We start from the raw sequence: 15400 nt of genomic DNA on the forward strand, positions 1-15400 counted from the left end.
GCCCGACTGCCGCACATATGTGCTCCTACGGTCACGCTGACACCAAGGGCATCCAAGGGGAGAGCAAAGTGCGCAAGCTGCTGCCGTTGATCGGAACACCGTCCGATTCCCACCCTGGCGGCCGTTCCGCCATGACCTGTCGTTTCCGGTGTGGTGACGCCTGCTTCCACGAGGTGCCCAACACCAGCGCCAACGAGTACGTCGGTGACGTCATCGCCGGTGCGCTCAGCCGCCGCTCGATGATGCGGGCCGCCGCCGTGGTCACCGTCGCCGCGGCGGGCGCGGGAGCCGTGAGCGTCGCGGGCGCCGGCCAGGCGCAGGCCGCCCCGGCGGCCGGCAAGGGCCACGGCAACGGGCACGGACACGGGAACGGGAACGGGCATGGGCAGAAACCCGGCGGGGCGAAGGGGCTGCGGTTCACGCCCGTCGCGCCCAACCTCCAGGACGCCGTCGTCATCCCGGACGGGTACCGCCAGGACGTCGTGATCCGCTGGGGCGAGCCCATCCTGCGGGGCGCGCCCGCCTTCGACCCGGAGAAGCAGACGGCGAAGGCCCAGGCCGGCCAGTTCGGGTACAACAACGACTTCCTCGCCCTGCTGCCGCTGCCCGGCGAGCGCGGCCGGCAGGTCCTCGTCGCCAACCACGAGTACACCGACGAGATCCTCATGTTCCGCGGCTACGACGCGGAGAACCCGACCCGTGAGCAGGTCGAGATCGCCTGGGCGGCGCACGGGCTGTCCGCCGTCGTCGTGGAGGAGGACCGGCGGAGCGGGAAGCTGACGCCCGTCCCCCGGCACCACCTCAACCGCCGCGCCACCGCCACCAGCGAGTTCCGGCTGACCGGGCCCGCCGCCGGGTCGGACCTGGTGAAGACCTCCGCCGACCGCACCGGCCGCAAGGTGCTCGGCACCCTCAACAACTGCTCCGGCGGCACCACCCCGTGGGGCACGACCCTGCACGGCGAGGAGAACTTCAACCAGTACTTCGCCAACAGCTCCAGCGCCACCGACAAGCGGTACGGCATCGGCACCGGGGCGACCGAGCGCAAGTGGGAGCGGTTCGACAAGCGGTTCGACGTCGCCCGGGAGCCGAACGAGGTGCACCGCTTCGGCTACGTCGTCGAGCTGGACCCGTACGACCCGGACTCCACGCCCCGCAAGCACACGCTGCTCGGCCGGTTCAAGCACGAGGCGGCGACCGTGCGGCTGACCTCCGACGGGCGGCCGGTCGTCTACACCGGCGACGACGAGCGGTTCGACTACTTCTACAAGTTCATCGGCAGCAAGCGGATGCGCAAGGGGTCGGGCAGGTCCGTGCGGGAGCACAACCTGTCGCTGCTCGACGAGGGGACGCTGTACGTCGCCAGGCTCACCGGGGACTCCCCGGCGATCGAGATCGACGGCACCGGCAAGCTGCCCGCCGACGGCGAGTTCGACGGCGCCGGGGTGTGGATCCCGCTGGTCACCGCGGACGAGGACGGGGCCGTCTCGCACGTCGAGGGGATGAGCGCCGAGGAGGTGTGCGTCTTCACCCGGCTCGCCGGTGACAAGGTCGGCGCGACCAAGATGGACCGGCCCGAGGACATCGAGCCGAACCCGCACTCCGGCAAGGTGTACGTCGCCCTCACCAACAACACCAACCGCGGTGTCGGCGCCAACGCCAAGGCCGACGAGGCCAACCCGCGCAACGCCAACAAGCACGGGCACGTCCTGGAGCTGACCGAGCACCGCAACCGGGCCGACAGCCTGCGGTTCGGCTGGTCGCTGTTCCTGGTGGCGGGCGACCCGGAGGACCCCTCGACGTACTTCGCGGGCTTCCCCAAGGAGTCGGTCAGCCCCATCTCCTGCCCGGACAACGTGGCCTTCGACGACCACGGCAACCTGTGGATCTCCACGGACGGCAACGCGCTCGGCACCCACGACGGCCTCTTCGGCGTGGCGACGGCCGGTGCGCGGCGCGGTGAGCTGAAGCAGTTCCTGACCGTGCCGAACGGCGCCGAGACCTGCGGTCCGCTCATCCAGGACCGGCGCGTCCTGGTCGCCGTGCAGCACCCGGGCGAGATCACCGGCGCCACGGTGGACAACCCGGCGAGCGCCTGGCCGGACGGACCGGGGAAGATCGTACGCCCGGCGGTCGTGGCGGTGTGGCGCGCGGACGGCGCCGACATCGGCGTCTGACCCCGCACGCCGACGGCACCCGTGGAGCCCCGGGCCGGCCGGCCGCCGGTCAGCCGGCCCGGTGCAGGGTGAGGTCGACGAGCAGGGCGCGGTGGTCGGTGCGGGCCAGGTCGAGGAAGCGGGCGTCCCGGACGGAGAAGTCCTCCGAGACCAGTACGTGGTCGATCTGCACGCCGAAGGTCGGGGTGGTCCGGGCCGGCCAGCTCGGGGTCCGGCCGGAGCCGGCCAGCCGGGCCGCGTCGCTCAGGCCGGTGTCGATGACACGGCGGAACGCGGCGTGGTCCTGCGAGGCGTTGAAGTCGCCGGCCACGACGGTGGGCGTCCGGTCGTCCCCGGCGACGGCGTCGCGCAGCGCGTACAGCTCGGTGCGCCAGCGGCCGACCTGGCCGGGCACCGGGGGCACGGGGTGGGCGAGCTGGAGCCGTATCTCGTTGCCGTCGACCTCGGCGACGGCGCCCGGCATGCCCATCGTGCCCTTGACGCCCGCGGTGGCCCGCAGCGGCCGGCGGCTGAGGATCACGGACCCCTCGGAGCCGCCGCCCTCGACGGCCCGGCGATGGGGATAGGCGGCGCCCAGCTCCCGCTTCAGTCTCGCGTCGCAGGTGTACTCGCACTCCTGGACGAACACGAGGTCCGGCTTCTCGCGGCGGACGGCCGCCACCAGCGCGTTCGTGCCCTGCCCGAACTCGACGTTCGAGGTCAGCACGCGCAGTTCGGCGACGGCCAGCCCTATGGGATCGCCGGTCCTGCCGTACGGCTGGAGGAACCAGGCGAGCATGCCGAGGAGTGTCAGCCCCCACAGCAGCCCCAGCCACCAGCGGGTCAGCACCGTCAGCAGCAGCGCGACGCCGGTGGGCACCAGCAGCCAGGGCAGGAAGGCGAGCAGTTGCGGCACGGGGGTGACACCGTCGTTGCCGGCGGTACGGCAGGCGACCACCATGCTCACCCCGGTCATGAGCAGCCCCGCGCCCCAGGCACCGGCCCGCCGCCCGGCCCGCCGGTGTCCGGACGCGCCCGGCGAGGCGGCCGGTCCGGCGGCCGCGATGTCCGTGTCCAAGTCCCGGCCTTCCGCTCGGAGGTGACGTGGTCGGGTGGGGCGGGGCGGCCGCGGTGGGGCCCGGCCTTACTCAAGGACGGGGGGCACGGCCGGAAAGTTCCCCGGCCCGGAGCGCGGATGCCCTCCTCGGGCTCCTCGGGCTCCTCGGGCTCCTCGGGTCCTCGGGTTCTTCGGGTCCTCGGGTCCGTTCGTCACAGGGGCGTCCGGGAGCCGGGGCGTTCGTCCGGTTGCGGCGTCCGTCGGGCGCGGGTGCGGGTGCGGGTCCGGCGGCCCGTGAGCCAGGAGGCGAGGGCGGTGGTGAGGCCGAGGCCCAGCAGGAGCCAGGCGGCTGTGCGCAGGGTTTCGGTGAGGGCGTCGTACACCGCCGCGGCGGCCGGGCCGTGGGCTGTGCCGGGCAGCTCGGCCAGGGTGAGCCGGCGGCCGATCACGACGGTGAGGCCGAGCAGCGCGCCGCCCAGGGCGGTGCCGAGGCCGGCGGCGGTGACCGCGCGGCGGCGGCAGGCGGCCACGGCGATGCCCGCCGCCGCGCAGACCACGGCCGTCAGCGGCAGCCAGAAGGCGGCGACGTCCAGCGCGCGGTAGCCCCTGCGCAGCCGGTCCGCCTCGGGGGCGCGCAGCACCGTGACCGCGGTGTGGGTGACCGGGATGCGGTGGGCGAAGGGCACGTGGTCGCGGGCGAGCTGGTGTTTGACGCGGGCGGTGACGGGGGCCAGGTCGACGGTGACCGCGCGGCCGGCGCCCCGCTCCTCGCGCAGGGCGCGCAGTACCGCGCCGTGGACGGTCCGGTTCGCCGCGTCCCAGCCGGCCCGGAACGCCGCGGTGCGGGTGAAGGACTCCGCCGCGTCGTGGACGAACTGGCGTACGGATTTCGGGTCCGAGGCGCTGGTGGCCGAGGCGGCCAGGTCCGAGGCCGTGAGGTCGGAGGCGGCGATCCGGTCCAGTACGCCGTCGCGCACCGTGTCCGCGACCACCTCGCGCACGGCCGGGTCGGCGGCGAGCGGCGCCATGGCGTCGGCGTACCGGCCGGTGTCGAAGAGCCCGTACGTCGCCCAGGCGGCCAGCGCGCCGCACGGGGTGAGCAGGCAGGCGAGGGCGATCAGTACGGCCGACAGGGTGCTGCGGAGAAGACGTGTGGGCACCCTGTGAGGCATGACCCGGCCGGCCGGGGCCGGTCACCGCACACCGGCGCCGTGACTGCGTCTGGGCGCACAGGTCGAGCCGAATGCCGGAGTGCGCGGACCAGTGCGCGGACCAGTGCGCGAACCACCGACCGTCTCGACGGGACGGCCGCTGTCCTCGGGGCGACCGCTGTCCTCGGGGCGACCGCCGTCCCGCTCCGGTCAGATGCGGCGGTGTCCCTCCGTCTCCGTCTCCGCGCCGGCCTCGCTCGCGTAGGAGCGGTAGAAGAGCACCGCGAAGACGCCCACCGCCGTCGCCAGTGCCGGGATCACCGACCGCAACAGGCTCACATGCGGCGACTGGCTGATCAGGAAGCCGGTCGCGATGCCCGCGAACACGGCCCACAGCAGGGCGCGCCGCTCCCGCGGCAGCTTCGACGCCAGCAGTCCGACGGCCGTGAACACGACGATGAACGCGAGCGCGGCCAGCCAGCCGAAGAGCGCGTTCCAGCCCGTTATCGGCCCGCCGTCGCGCCGGTTGGCGGCGGCCCAGAAGCCGAAGAGCAGGCCCAGTACGACGGTCAGGGCCACCTTCCCGGCCAGGTGGGCCCGGGGGCCGAAGACGTCCGGAACCGCACCGCCCGGCCCGCTCGCCCCGCCACGGCGGTCGGCCGGGCCGGTCCTCGCGCCGGTCCTGGTCGTCCCGGTGGACGCGGATGCCGCTTGTGCCATGAGCGCACTCCTCTTCTCTCGCCCCCGATCGCCCCCGCCTACCAGCGCACACCCGCTGCCGGGTGCGGGCAAGTCAGGATGCGGGCCGCCGGGGGCCGTGGTTCGCTGGGCCGGTGAGGGGTCGCGTCCTGAGGCCGGTGAGCGGCCGGCCGGGACGGCTCGGCCGGCGCTTCGGCGACGCCGCCCACGCCGGGGACCCCACCCGCGACGACGACGCCGTGCACCGGCACCAACTCGTGCGGGTGGGCGGCCTGAGCGTCGGCTGGGTGCCGCCGCTGCTGCTGCTGATCGCCGTCGCGGTCGCCGACGCCAACACCGGCGGGCGGTTCCGGATGATCTCCTGGATCGTCCTCGTCCCCGGTATCGCCGCCGCGATCTGCGGGGTGTGGGGCACCGCCGTCTACGCGGTCCTCGCGGTCGCCGTGTACTTCGCCGTGGACAGCGCCTGGCCGCACCAGTACCAGAGCGGACTGCCCGACTTCATCCTGGTCGCCGTCGGCGGCCTGCTCGCCACGCTGGCGTGCGCGCTGCGGGTGCGCGGCGAGCGCCGGATGCTGCACATCCGGGACGTCGCCGACACCACCCGCCGCGCGGTGCTGCGCCCGCTGCCGCCCGGCTGGGGCGGCCTGGAGCACGCCGCCGTCTACCTCGCCGCCGACGCCGACGCCCGGGTCGGCGGCGACTTCTACGACATCCAGCCCGGCCCGCACGGCACCCGCGTCCTCATCGGCGACGTGCAGGGCAAGGGGCTGGGCGCGGTCGAGACCGCGGCGGCGCTGCTCGGTGCCTTCCGGGAGGCCGGCTACCACGAACCCGACCTGGCCACCGTCGCCGACCGCCTGGAGGTGCGGATGATGCGGCACCGGGGGCACACCGCGGCCCTCGGGCGGGCCGACGGAGACCGCTTCGCCACCGCCGTGCTGATCGGTTTCCCCGAGGACGCCCCCGGCGTCGTGGACGCCGTCGTCTTCGGCCACGAGGCGCCGCTCGCGGTCGGTCCGCACGGCGTACGGCCGCTGCCCGTCACCGGCGGGCTCCCGCTCGGCCTCGCCGAACTCGGCTCCGGTCCGCCGCCGGTCTCCCGGCTCCGCCTCGCGCCCGACGAGACGCTCCTCATGGTCACCGACGGGGTGACCGAGGCCCGCGACCGCCAGGGCTGCTTCTACGGGCACGCCGAGGAGGTCGCGCGCGCGGTCGCCGCCGACCCCCGCGCCGCGGCGCCCCGGCGGCTGGTCGCGCTGGTCAGGGACGGCACGCTGCGGCACTGCGGGGGTCGGCTCGGCGACGACACGACCGTCTTCGCGGTGCGCCGGCCCCGCCCCGAGGGGTGACCGGTCCGCCTCCGGTGCCCCTCTACGCGGTCGCAGCGGTTACCGTGCTGCGGTACGTGATCGACAGGGGAGGGGACATGCCCGGAACCGTGCTGCTGCTCGCGGCCTCGCCGGTGGGCAAGGGGTGCCTGGTGGACGCCGCCTCGGTGCTCCCCGTGCTCGCGGCGGTGTCACCGGCCGTCCTGTCCGGCACCGACACCGCCAACGTCGTCGAACTCGCCGACCCGCTGGAGCCGCAGGCGGTACTCACCCGGCTGCGGGCCGCCGCGGCGGCACCGGGGCCGCTGACGGTGTACGTCACCGGGCAGCTCCAGCTCGACCGCCGCCAGCGCCTGCCCCATCTGGCGCTGGCCCGCACCACCCCGGCGACCGTCCGCTACACCGCCCTGCCCTGGCACTGGATCGCCGAGGAACTCCGGCTGCGGCCGAGCGGCGCGACGACGCTGCTGCTGGATCTGCACGCCGACCAGGAGACCTGGGAGTGGCTGCGGGCCCACCCGCTGGACTGCGGGCGCGACAACGCCGTCTACGGGCGGATCGCGCCGCCCCCGGCCCGGCGCGAGGTGGCCGTCCCCACCTACATGCGCGGCGTCGCGACGCTGCTGCGCAGCGGGCACCGGCCGTCGCTGGAGCAGCTTCACCAGCAGGCGCTGGCCCGCAGTGCCGCGGAGAACGGCGGCCGGTTCGGGGACCTGGTCCTCGCGGTGCCCGGCCCGGTCAGCGGTGATCCGCACGCCGCCGTCACCGCGGCCGTGCAGGCCGGGCGGCACGCCGACGCCGACGCGCTCGCCGCCTCCCACGAGCGGGCCGCGTCCTACGCGCACGGCCCGGCCTCCGAGGAGGCGCTGCACTGGACGGAGGTCCGGGCCGACCTGGCGATGTTCGCCGGGGACCCGGCGCGGAGCTGCCGCAGTTGGCTGGCGGTGGCCGGAATCCGGCTGAACGCCGGCCAGTCGCCGGACGCGCCCGCCGTCGAGTCCGCGGTGGACCGGGCCCACCACCAGTGGGGGCAGATCCGCGAACCGGACCGGGCCCGTGAACTGGGCTCCCGGCTCGCCGAGGTGCGCGGCCGGGTGCCCGGCCGGCGCGAGGGCGCCCTGAACGACGTACGACGCAAGCTGAGCCAGTTGCAGACGCAGGGCTGACCGGCCCGCCGCTCTTTGACGCAGGGCTGACCGGCCCGCCCCTCCTTGACGTGGGGCTGACCGGGCCCGTCCCTCTTTCGGGGTGTACGGACCCTCGCCCGCGCGCGAGCCCGGTGCCATGATGGGGCGTTATGGCTGAGGGGGACGAAGTGGCCACACAGGACATTCGTGTGCGACTGGACGGCAGCGCGACCGAGAGCGACGTGGGCGCCCTGCGCAAATGGCTGGAGCGGGAGACACCGCTCGACGAGCTGGTCCGGGCCGGCCGGCTCCAGATCCACGAACGCAGCAGCACCGACCCCGACGAGACCGGGGCCCCGATGGGCGTCGGCATGGAGATCGTCGTGGCGATGGTCTCCGGGGCCGCCTCGGTGGCCTTCCGGGACCTGCTCGACCAGGTCAAGGGCGCGGTGGAGGCGTGGCGGGAGAACCGGCGCGAAGTGGAGGACGGTGAACCGCCCGAAGGCCGTGTCGACCCGGTGAACCACCGCGACAGGTAGGCCGGTGGCCGCTCTCGACCCGCGTGGGCTGGTGAACCGGGCACTGCTGGTCGGGGTGTCCGAGTACGACCTCACCGAGCCGCCGCACGGGGTCCCCTGCGACCTGCCCGCCGTCAAGCACAACCTCAACCGGCTGCGCGAGGCGCTCCAGCAGGGCCGGGTCTTCGGCGAGCGGGAGATCGTCCTGTCGCGCTCGCCCACCCTGGACGACTTCAGCCGGGCGCTGCGCACCGCCGCGGTGGAGGCCGAGGGCGTCCTGCTGCTCTACTTCGCCGGGCACGGGGCGATCCCGAGCGCGGGCGACGAACTGTTCCTGCAGATGCGCAACGCCAGCGTGGTGGCGGGCGGGCACGCGGTCTTCCCGGGCGCGGAGATGTTCACCACCGTGCTGACCGTGCTGGCCAGCAGCCCGGCGCGGCGCGTCGTGATCATCCTGGACTGCTGTTTCGCGGGCAACGCGGCCTGGGTGTGGGAGACGTTCCGGGACAAGCGGCGGGTGCTGCTGCTGATGGGCGTCCAGGCCAACCACCGCGTGGACGCGGGCGATCCGGGCACGCCGACGCCGTTCACCGCCGCCCTCGTACGGTTGCTGGAGGAGGAGAAGACGGCCCCGGACGGGGGTGAGGGCGGGGCCGACGGCGGGGGCGGGGACGGGCTGTGGTTCCGGCGGCTCGCGGAGGAGTTGCGCGAGGAGATGGCGGCCGGCGGGCACCGCACCGTGCGCGGCCACCCGCAGGAGCCGCCGAGCCGCACGGAGCCGGACGAGGACGTACTGCTGCGGGCACCCACCGGCTCCGCCTCCACCATTGGCTCCGCCTCCACCACCGGCTCCGGCTCCGGGTCCGGCTCCGGGTCCGGGTCCGGCTCCGGGTTCGGCTCCGGCTCCGGTGTCGGTGGCGGGGCCGCCGTCCAGGACACCGGCGAGGCCGCCGACACCGGCACCGGCGGGGCCGTCGGCCCGGAGCCGGACCGGGGTCGCGTCCCGGCGCCCCCGAATCCGCCCGGAGCCGCCCTGCTCGCCCTGTTCGGACGGCTGCGCACCGCCACCGGCGCGCTGACCGCCCCGCTGCGCCGGGCCCGGCGCGCCGCACAGGAGAGCCGCGGCGCGCCGGACGACCACCGGGCGCCGGACGACCACCGGGCGCCGGAGGGCCACCGGATGTCGGAGGGGCGAGGCGCGCGGCCCGGTCCGCCGGGAGCCCGGCGTGCGCCGGAGGGCCGCGGCGCACAGTCCGGCCTGCCGGGAGCCCGGCGCGCGCCGGAAGATCGCGGCGCGCGACCCGCCCCACCGGGAGGCCGCCGCGCGTCGGAGGGCCCCCGCGCACCCGAGAGCCCCCACGCACCCTGGGGCCGCCGCGCGTCGGAGGGCTCCCGCGCACCGGAGAGCCGCCGAGCACCGGTGAAGCCCGGCACGCCGGACGGCCACCCCGCGCCGGACGGCCACCCCGCGCCGGACGGCCGCCGCGCATCGGACGGCCGCCGCGCGCAACCCGCCCGCCCGCCGGGGGTCCGCCGCGCGGTGACCGGCCTCGTCGTGCTGCTCGGCCTGGCCGTCCTCGGTGTCGGCGCGTACCGCGGCCTGGTCCTGGCCGGGGACGAGGCGTCCTGCGGGCCGCCGCCCGAGCTGCGGGTGCTGACCGACCCCGATCTGGAGTCCACCGTCCGCGCCCTCGCCGACGCCTACCTCACCTCGGACGCGAACACCACCGGCGACGGCTGCCGGCGCAGTGGCATCACCGTGTACAGCGCGGGCACCGAGGACGCGGTCACCGCGCTGCGGCGGCAGACCGGCGCCTGGCACGAGCCCGGCGACGACATCAATCCGCAGCGCGACGTCGGTCCCCAGCCGGACGTGTGGATTCCCGCCTCGCAGGCCGACGTCGCCCGCGTCATCTCCGGTCAGGACACCGACGCCGTCGCCGCGCTGGACGCCGACGAGGATCCCCTCGCCTACTCACCCGTCGTCCTCGCCGTGCCGGAGGCGGCCGCCGCCGAGTTCACCCAGGACCGGGTCGCGGCGCCGCTCAACCGCATGATCGACGCCTTCCGCGGCCGGTTGCCGGGCGGCGAGGTGCGGCGGCCGGACCCCGAGTTCACCGACACCGGGCTGCTCGCCACGATAGGGCTGTACGGCACCCACGCCGGCAGCGACGCCCGGGACGCCGCCGGGGCCGAACGCCGGGTCGCCCAGTCCGGGCCGCCCTCGCCGACCGCCGCCGAGTTGCTGTGCACGCTGCCCGACGACGACGCCGTGGACGAGCGCACCGCCGCCCTCGTCCCCGAGTTCCTGCTGAAGAGCGGGGTGGCCTGCGACAGCGCGCGGCGCACCGGACGGCTGGCCCAGTACCCCGGCGACGTGCCCGGCCTGGAGCCCGTCTTCGTCCGGGTGCGCTGGCAGGGCGCCGACCGGGACGAGGCGCGACGGGACGCGGCGGTCGCGGACTTCCGGCGCTGGCTCGCCGGGCCGTCGGGGGAGGACGTGTTCGGCCGCGCCGGTTTCCGCGCGGCGGACCACGACCGGGCACTGCTCGACGAGGAGGTGGCGGACGGGGTGCTGGCGGCCCCCTCCCGGCTCATCGAACGGGCCGGACGGGACGCGATGGAGGCGGCGCTGAAGGGCTACCGGGGTGTCAACGGGCCCGGCCGGGTGCTGTTCCTGCTGGACAGCTCGGGTTCGATGGGCGGGCAGTGGGAGGGCCCGAGCGGCGGGCCCGGCCTGCTCAGACAGTCGCTCGGGGGCCTGGGCGGCCGGGACGAGTACGGGGTGTGGGCCGTCTCCGGTCTGGGTGCGGACCCGTACGAAACCCTGCTGCCGCTCGGCCCGCACCGCCGGGCGGACGCCGTGCGCACCCTGGACCGGGAGGCCACCGTACGGGACGCCGAGGCCGACCCGCGCCGGGCGCTGCTCGCCGCCTTCGACCACCTGGAACAGCGCGGCGCCGCACAGGAGCGGCCCGACCTGATCGTGTACGTCACCGACGACGAGGACGTGGGCCGGCTGGCCGGCGGCCGGCTCACCGACGTCCTGGGCGCGGCCCGGGTGCCGGTGACGATGGTGTCCCTGGCGCACGGCGGCTGTGACGCGGGCGAGCCGGACGCCCGGATCGCCGAGGCGAGCGGCGGCCGCTGCCTGGACGCCGACGACGACCTGGGCACGGCCCTGCGCGACGAGGTGGCGCGCACGGGCACGGGGGAGGACTGATGGCCCGCCGACTCGGCTTGCTGGTAGTGCTGTTGACGCTGGTCGCCGCCTGCACGGGGGGCGGGGACGACGGCACCGCGCCCGCACCCGCGCCCGCGTCCTCCGCCGACGTGAGCGGTGACATCGTGATCGCCAGCGGCCGGGACGTCACCGGCAAGGACGGCGTACGGCAGCGGCTCATCGACGCGTGGAACGACCGGGAGCAGCGGGAGGGGTCCGCCTTCCAGGCCCGCCTGGTGGAACTGCCCGGCAGCGCCGACGAGCAGCGCGGGCAACTGCTCGGCGCCCTCCAGTCCGGCAGCGCCACGTACGACGTGGTCAACCTGGACGTGACCTGGGTGCCGGAGTTCGCCGCCGCCGGACTGGTCCGCCCGCTCCCCGGCGCTCTGATCGACGCGGACGTCATCGACTCCGTGGCCAGCACGGCCCGCTGGGACGGCGAGGTGTACGCCGTGCCCTTCAACAGCGACGTCGGCCTCCTCTACTACCGGCGCGACCACCTCGCCCAGGCCGGCGTGGAGGCGACGGAGCTGAGCCCCCGGCTCGACTGGGCCGGCCTCGAAGACCTGATGGACGACCTCGACGCCCGGGAGCCGGCCGGCTACGAGAAGGGCTGGACGACCCAGCTCGACGCCTACGAGGGCCGCACGGTCAACGCGGTGGAGGCGTTCGCGGCCGCCGGTTTCCGGCTCACCGACGACGAGGGCCGCTACACGGCGACGGTCGAGGAGCTGACCGGGGGCATCGCGGAGCTGCGCCGCCGCACGCAGAAGCCGTACACCCTGGCGGACGCCGTGCAGTCCGACGAGGCGGACTCGCTCGGCGACTTCGCCGACGGCCGCACCACCTTCCTGCGGCACTGGCCGTACGTGTACCGCACGCTGTACCAGTCGTTCGCCGCGGCCGACCTCGGGGTGACGGCGCTGCCGGGCCGGGCGGTGCTCGGCGGCCAGAACCTGGCGGTCACCGCCGACTCCCGCCGGGCGGCCAAGGCGACCGAGCTGATCGAGTTCCTCACCGGCCGGGAGAGCGAACGCTGCCTGCTGGACGCCGGGTTCGCGGCGACCCGTACCTCGGCGTACTCCGACGACGGCCTCGACTGCCCGGTGGCGGTGGCCGGCGCCGGTCCGTCCGCCGCGGCCACCGGGGAGCGGCCCGACCGCATGCCCCGGGACAAGGCCGACCGGCCCGCCTACGCCCGCCCCGTCCTGCTGCCGGCCCTGCGGAAGGCGGTGCAGCGCCCGCGCACCCCGCGGTACGGCGCCTTCACCCAGACGTTCACCGCTCAGCTCGGGGCGCTCTTCGCCGAGGACCCGCCGGACGACGCGACGCTCGCCGAGCGGCTGGACGCCGAGCTGCGGCGGGCGCTGCCCGACTGAGGTACGGGGGTGCTGGGGGCGAGAGGGCGCGGCCCGGTCACTCCGCGGGGTCGGTGGCGGTCCGCTCGGCCGGGGTGGCGGGCGCCGCCGACTGCGCCGGGCCCGCGTTCGCGGCCAGCAGCAGACAGGCCACCGCCGCGACACCGGCGGCCACACCCCGCGCGTAACGCTCGGCGCTGCCCCGCGCGTAGGGCTCGGCGGTGCGTGGGCGATCGAGCACGGCGACCTCGCAGCAGCGGTCCACAGGGATGGGGGTGGAGACGCGGGGGAGCAGACGGGAAGGGCGGACGGAATGAGCGCGGTGGTGCGACGGACCGAACGGTGGGGCGGGTGAAGTGGACGCGGGGGCGGGCGTGGTGAACAGTGACGGGTTAAACCCGCTTAACTCTCGGTTTAACCTAGGGCTGGCCGAGCCGAACGGCAAGAGGCACAGGGGGCGTTGAATGTGGGAGACCGTGACGATCCGGTGGTCATCGGACGCCGGGTGCAGCGGCTGCGGACCGAGCGCGGACTGACGCAGCGACAGCTCGCCGAACCGGCGTACACCCCGGCCTACGTCTCGACCCTGGAGGCCGGCCGGGTCCGCCCCTCCGACGAGGCGCTGCGGCACATCGCCGAGCGGCTCGGCGTCGCCTACGAGGAACTGGTGACCGGCCGGCCGCCGCACCTCGCCACCGACCTGCGGCTGCGGCTGACCGGCGCCCAGCGCACCCTGGCCACCGGCGCCACCGAGGCGGCGGCCGAGAGCTACGCCGCGCTGCTCACCGAGGCCGAGACGCACGGGCTGCCCGAGGTGGCGGCCGCCGCGCTGCTCGGCCTCGGGGAGTGCGCGGTGGAGCAGGGCGAACTGGTCACCGGCCGGGAGTACTTCGAGCGGGCCGAGCGGAGCCTGGCCGACGCCCCCCTGCCGGCCCGCGTCCCGGCGCTGCGCGGCCGGGCCGTCGCCCACTACCTCGCCGGTGAACTCCGCTACGCCGTCTACCTCCTCGAATCCACCCTGGACGAGCTGAACCGCTCCGGCCTGCACGACCCCGACGCGCTGCTCCTGCTCTACGCCAGCGCCATCGGCCCGTACATGGACATGGGCGCGCACGCGCGGGCCGCGCAGGCCGCCGAGCTGGCCCTCGCGCTCGCCCCGCAGGCGGGCGACCCGGCGCTGGTGGCCCGTATGCACCGCTCCGTCGCCCGCACCCTGCTCGCCGAGGGCCGCTTCGCCGAGGCCGACGCCTCGCTGGCCAGGGCGGCCGAGCTGTACCGCACGCTCCAGCTCCGCACCGAGCTGGCGAACTGCCACTGGATGCGCGGATACGTGTACGCGCAGAACGGCCGACTGGAGAGCGCCGAGAGCGAGCTGAGACTGGCCCTGGACATGCTGTCGGCCAAGCGGGCCGCCCTCTACAGCAGCCAGGTCGCCGTCGAACTCGCCGACGTGCTGCACCGGCGCGGCAGCTCCGCGGCGGCCGCCGAGCTGCTCCGCGGTGTCCTGGACGACCTGTCCTCCGAGCGCGGCGCCGTGCACGCCGCCGCCGCGCACCGGCTGCTCGGCATCATCGCCGAGGACGCCCGGGACACCGAGGCCGCCGAGGAGCACTACGTCCGCGCGATGAGCCTGCTGGAGCGGGCCGGGGCCGCCGGTGACCTGGCCGACCTGTGCCGGCTCCTGGGCGACCTGCTGCGCCGCACCGGCCGGGTGGAGGCGGCCCTGGACGCGTACCGCACGGGCCTCGGACACCGTACGGCCCCCGGTACCACCACCCTCGGCCCGGCGCCCGCGCAGCCTCCCCTGTGACGGGACCGGGGAGGCTGCGCGGCCCCTCGGAGGTGCCTCGGTTTCGCCGGGGCGACCATGGGTAACCGGGCTGCCTCCACGCAGCGACTACGCACCGACTACGCACCGACCGCGGGAACGAAGGAGGCGGTGGGAGTGCGGCCCAGCGACGCCGATCTGATCGCCGAGGGCGTCCGGGGCGCCCCGCCCCGCGAGGTGCCCGCCCGGCTGTGCGCGGTGGCGGTCCGGTTGCTGCCGGTGAACGGCGCGAGCGCGTCGCTGCGCGGCGACGGCGTACCGGTGCGGCTGTGCGCCAGCGGCGAACGGGCCGGCCGGATGGCCGAGATCCAGACCACGCTGGGCGACGGGCCCTGCGTACAGGCCGCCGCGACCGGCGCCCCGGTGCTCGCCCGCGACCTGGCGGCCGGCGCGGACGCGGGCCGCTGGCCGGTCTTCGCCCAGCAGGCGACCGCCGCCGGTGTCCGCGCGGTGTACGCGCTGCCGCTGGGCACCGGCTCGGTGTGCGTCGGCACCCTCGACCTCTACCGGGACACCCCCGGCGGGCTCACCGGCCGCGAGCTGCGGACGGCCGAACTGGTCGCGGGGGTCATGACGAGGGCGTTGATGGCCCTGCCGCAGACCGCGCCGGGTGACGCGCCGGGTGACGCGTCCTGGCTGGACGGCCTCGCCGCCGGACACGACGAGGTCTTCCAGGCGGTCGGCATGATCATGGCTCAACTGGGCGTCGAGGCCGACGAGGCACTGGCCCGGCTGCGCGCCCACGCCTTCGCCCACGACCGCACGGTCGGAGAACTGGCCCGGGACGTGCTCGCCCACCGGCACCACTTCGACGCGCCCGACTGACCGAGGCGGGCAGTCATCGGCCCGGCCCGCCCACCGGAGCGAGCGCGGGGCCGGCCGGGTGGCGGGAGCGCCCGCGGCCGCGTCGCGCGGTCCCCGCGTAGGGTCGAGCGCGAGATTCCCGCAGAAC

The 15400-nt window shown here is 75.7% G+C and carries 12 protein-coding genes; 8 read left to right on the top strand and 4 right to left on the bottom strand.

All coding sequences use genetic code 11. From position 1 onward, the window contains the following. Positions 1-68: 68 nt before the first annotated feature. On the top strand, positions 69-2177 hold the full coding sequence (locus tag ABEB00_RS11975; protein ID WP_345619365.1) for a PhoX family protein: 2109 nt from the start codon (positions 69-71) through the stop codon (positions 2175-2177). Positions 2178-2226: 49 nt separating this feature from the next. On the opposite strand, the gene ABEB00_RS11980 is transcribed toward ABEB00_RS11975, so the two are convergent. The 3 genes from ABEB00_RS11980 to ABEB00_RS11990 all read right to left on the bottom strand — a co-directional run bounded on the left by ABEB00_RS11980 (position 2227) and on the right by ABEB00_RS11990 (position 5084). Next, entirely contained in the window at positions 2227-3234 is a 1008-nt protein-coding gene (locus tag ABEB00_RS11980; RefSeq protein WP_425586472.1) for an endonuclease/exonuclease/phosphatase family protein, read from the bottom strand. A 191-nt stretch (positions 3235-3425) separates the two neighbouring features. Next, complete coding sequence (locus tag ABEB00_RS11985; protein ID WP_425586473.1) at positions 3426-4385, bottom strand: hypothetical protein; 960 nt, start codon at positions 4383-4385, stop codon at positions 3426-3428. 189 nt (positions 4386-4574) lie between these two features. Further along, positions 4575-5084 (bottom strand): hypothetical protein, encoded by a 510-nt coding sequence (locus ABEB00_RS11990; RefSeq protein WP_345619369.1) that lies wholly within the window; start codon positions 5082-5084, stop codon positions 4575-4577. A gap of 218 nt (positions 5085-5302) precedes the next feature. Between ABEB00_RS11990 and ABEB00_RS11995 the strand changes: the two genes are divergently transcribed. The 5 genes from ABEB00_RS11995 to ABEB00_RS12015 all read left to right on the top strand — a co-directional run bounded on the left by ABEB00_RS11995 (position 5303) and on the right by ABEB00_RS12015 (position 12641). Then, positions 5303-6415 (top strand): PP2C family protein-serine/threonine phosphatase, encoded by a 1113-nt coding sequence (locus ABEB00_RS11995; protein ID WP_345619673.1) that lies wholly within the window; start codon positions 5303-5305, stop codon positions 6413-6415. 77 nt (positions 6416-6492) lie between these two features. Then, on the top strand, positions 6493-7560 hold the full coding sequence (locus ABEB00_RS12000) for a hypothetical protein (protein ID WP_345619371.1): 1068 nt from the start codon (positions 6493-6495) through the stop codon (positions 7558-7560). A gap of 170 nt (positions 7561-7730) precedes the next feature. Next, a complete protein-coding gene (locus ABEB00_RS12005; RefSeq protein WP_345619373.1) occupies positions 7731-8060 on the top strand; it encodes a hypothetical protein in 330 nt (109 codons plus the stop codon). Positions 8061-8064: 4 nt separating this feature from the next. Continuing rightward, positions 8065-11262: a substrate-binding domain-containing protein gene (locus ABEB00_RS12010; RefSeq protein ID WP_345619375.1), complete on the top strand. Its 3198-nt coding sequence runs from the start codon at positions 8065-8067 to the stop codon at positions 11260-11262. Next, a complete protein-coding gene (locus ABEB00_RS12015) occupies positions 11262-12641 on the top strand; it encodes an extracellular solute-binding protein (protein ID WP_345619377.1) in 1380 nt (459 codons plus the stop codon). Before ABEB00_RS12010 ends, ABEB00_RS12015 begins: the two co-directional genes overlap by 1 nt. Before the next feature lie 37 nt (positions 12642-12678). On the opposite strand, the gene ABEB00_RS12020 is transcribed toward ABEB00_RS12015, so the two are convergent. Then, positions 12679-12861 carry a hypothetical protein gene (locus ABEB00_RS12020; protein ID WP_345619379.1) on the bottom strand — a complete coding sequence of 61 codons (183 nt, stop codon included), beginning with the start codon at positions 12859-12861 and terminating at the stop codon, positions 12679-12681. A 225-nt stretch (positions 12862-13086) separates the two neighbouring features. Here ABEB00_RS12020 and ABEB00_RS12025 point away from each other — a divergent pair, with 225 nt between their 5' ends. Together ABEB00_RS12025 and ABEB00_RS12030 are read left to right on the top strand one after the other, a co-directional pair. Then, on the top strand, positions 13087-14430 hold the full coding sequence (locus ABEB00_RS12025) for a helix-turn-helix domain-containing protein (protein ID WP_345619381.1): 1344 nt from the start codon (positions 13087-13089) through the stop codon (positions 14428-14430). A 129-nt stretch (positions 14431-14559) separates the two neighbouring features. Beyond that, entirely contained in the window at positions 14560-15273 is a 714-nt protein-coding gene (locus ABEB00_RS12030; RefSeq protein ID WP_425586474.1) for a GAF and ANTAR domain-containing protein, read from the top strand. The last annotated feature ends 127 nt before the right edge of the window (positions 15274-15400 follow it).

It is taken from the genome of Streptomyces ziwulingensis (assembly GCF_039542605.1).
Taxonomy (GTDB): Bacteria; Actinomycetota; Actinomycetes; order Streptomycetales; family Streptomycetaceae; genus Streptomyces; species Streptomyces ziwulingensis.

What these genes read in the sequence shown, in the direction of transcription:
- ABEB00_RS11985 (WP_425586473.1), bottom strand. Translation starts at nt 4,385, where the DNA reads ATGCCTCACAGGGTGCCCACACGTCTTCTCCGCAGCACCCTGTCGGCC.
- ABEB00_RS11990 (WP_345619369.1), bottom strand. Translation starts at nt 5,084, where the DNA reads ATGGCACAAGCGGCATCCGCGTCCACCGGGACGACCAGGACCGGCGCG.
- ABEB00_RS12000 (WP_345619371.1), top strand. Translation starts at nt 6,493, where the DNA reads ATGCCCGGAACCGTGCTGCTGCTCGCGGCCTCGCCGGTGGGCAAGGGG.
- ABEB00_RS12015 (WP_345619377.1), top strand. Translation starts at nt 11,262, where the DNA reads ATGGCCCGCCGACTCGGCTTGCTGGTAGTGCTGTTGACGCTGGTCGCC.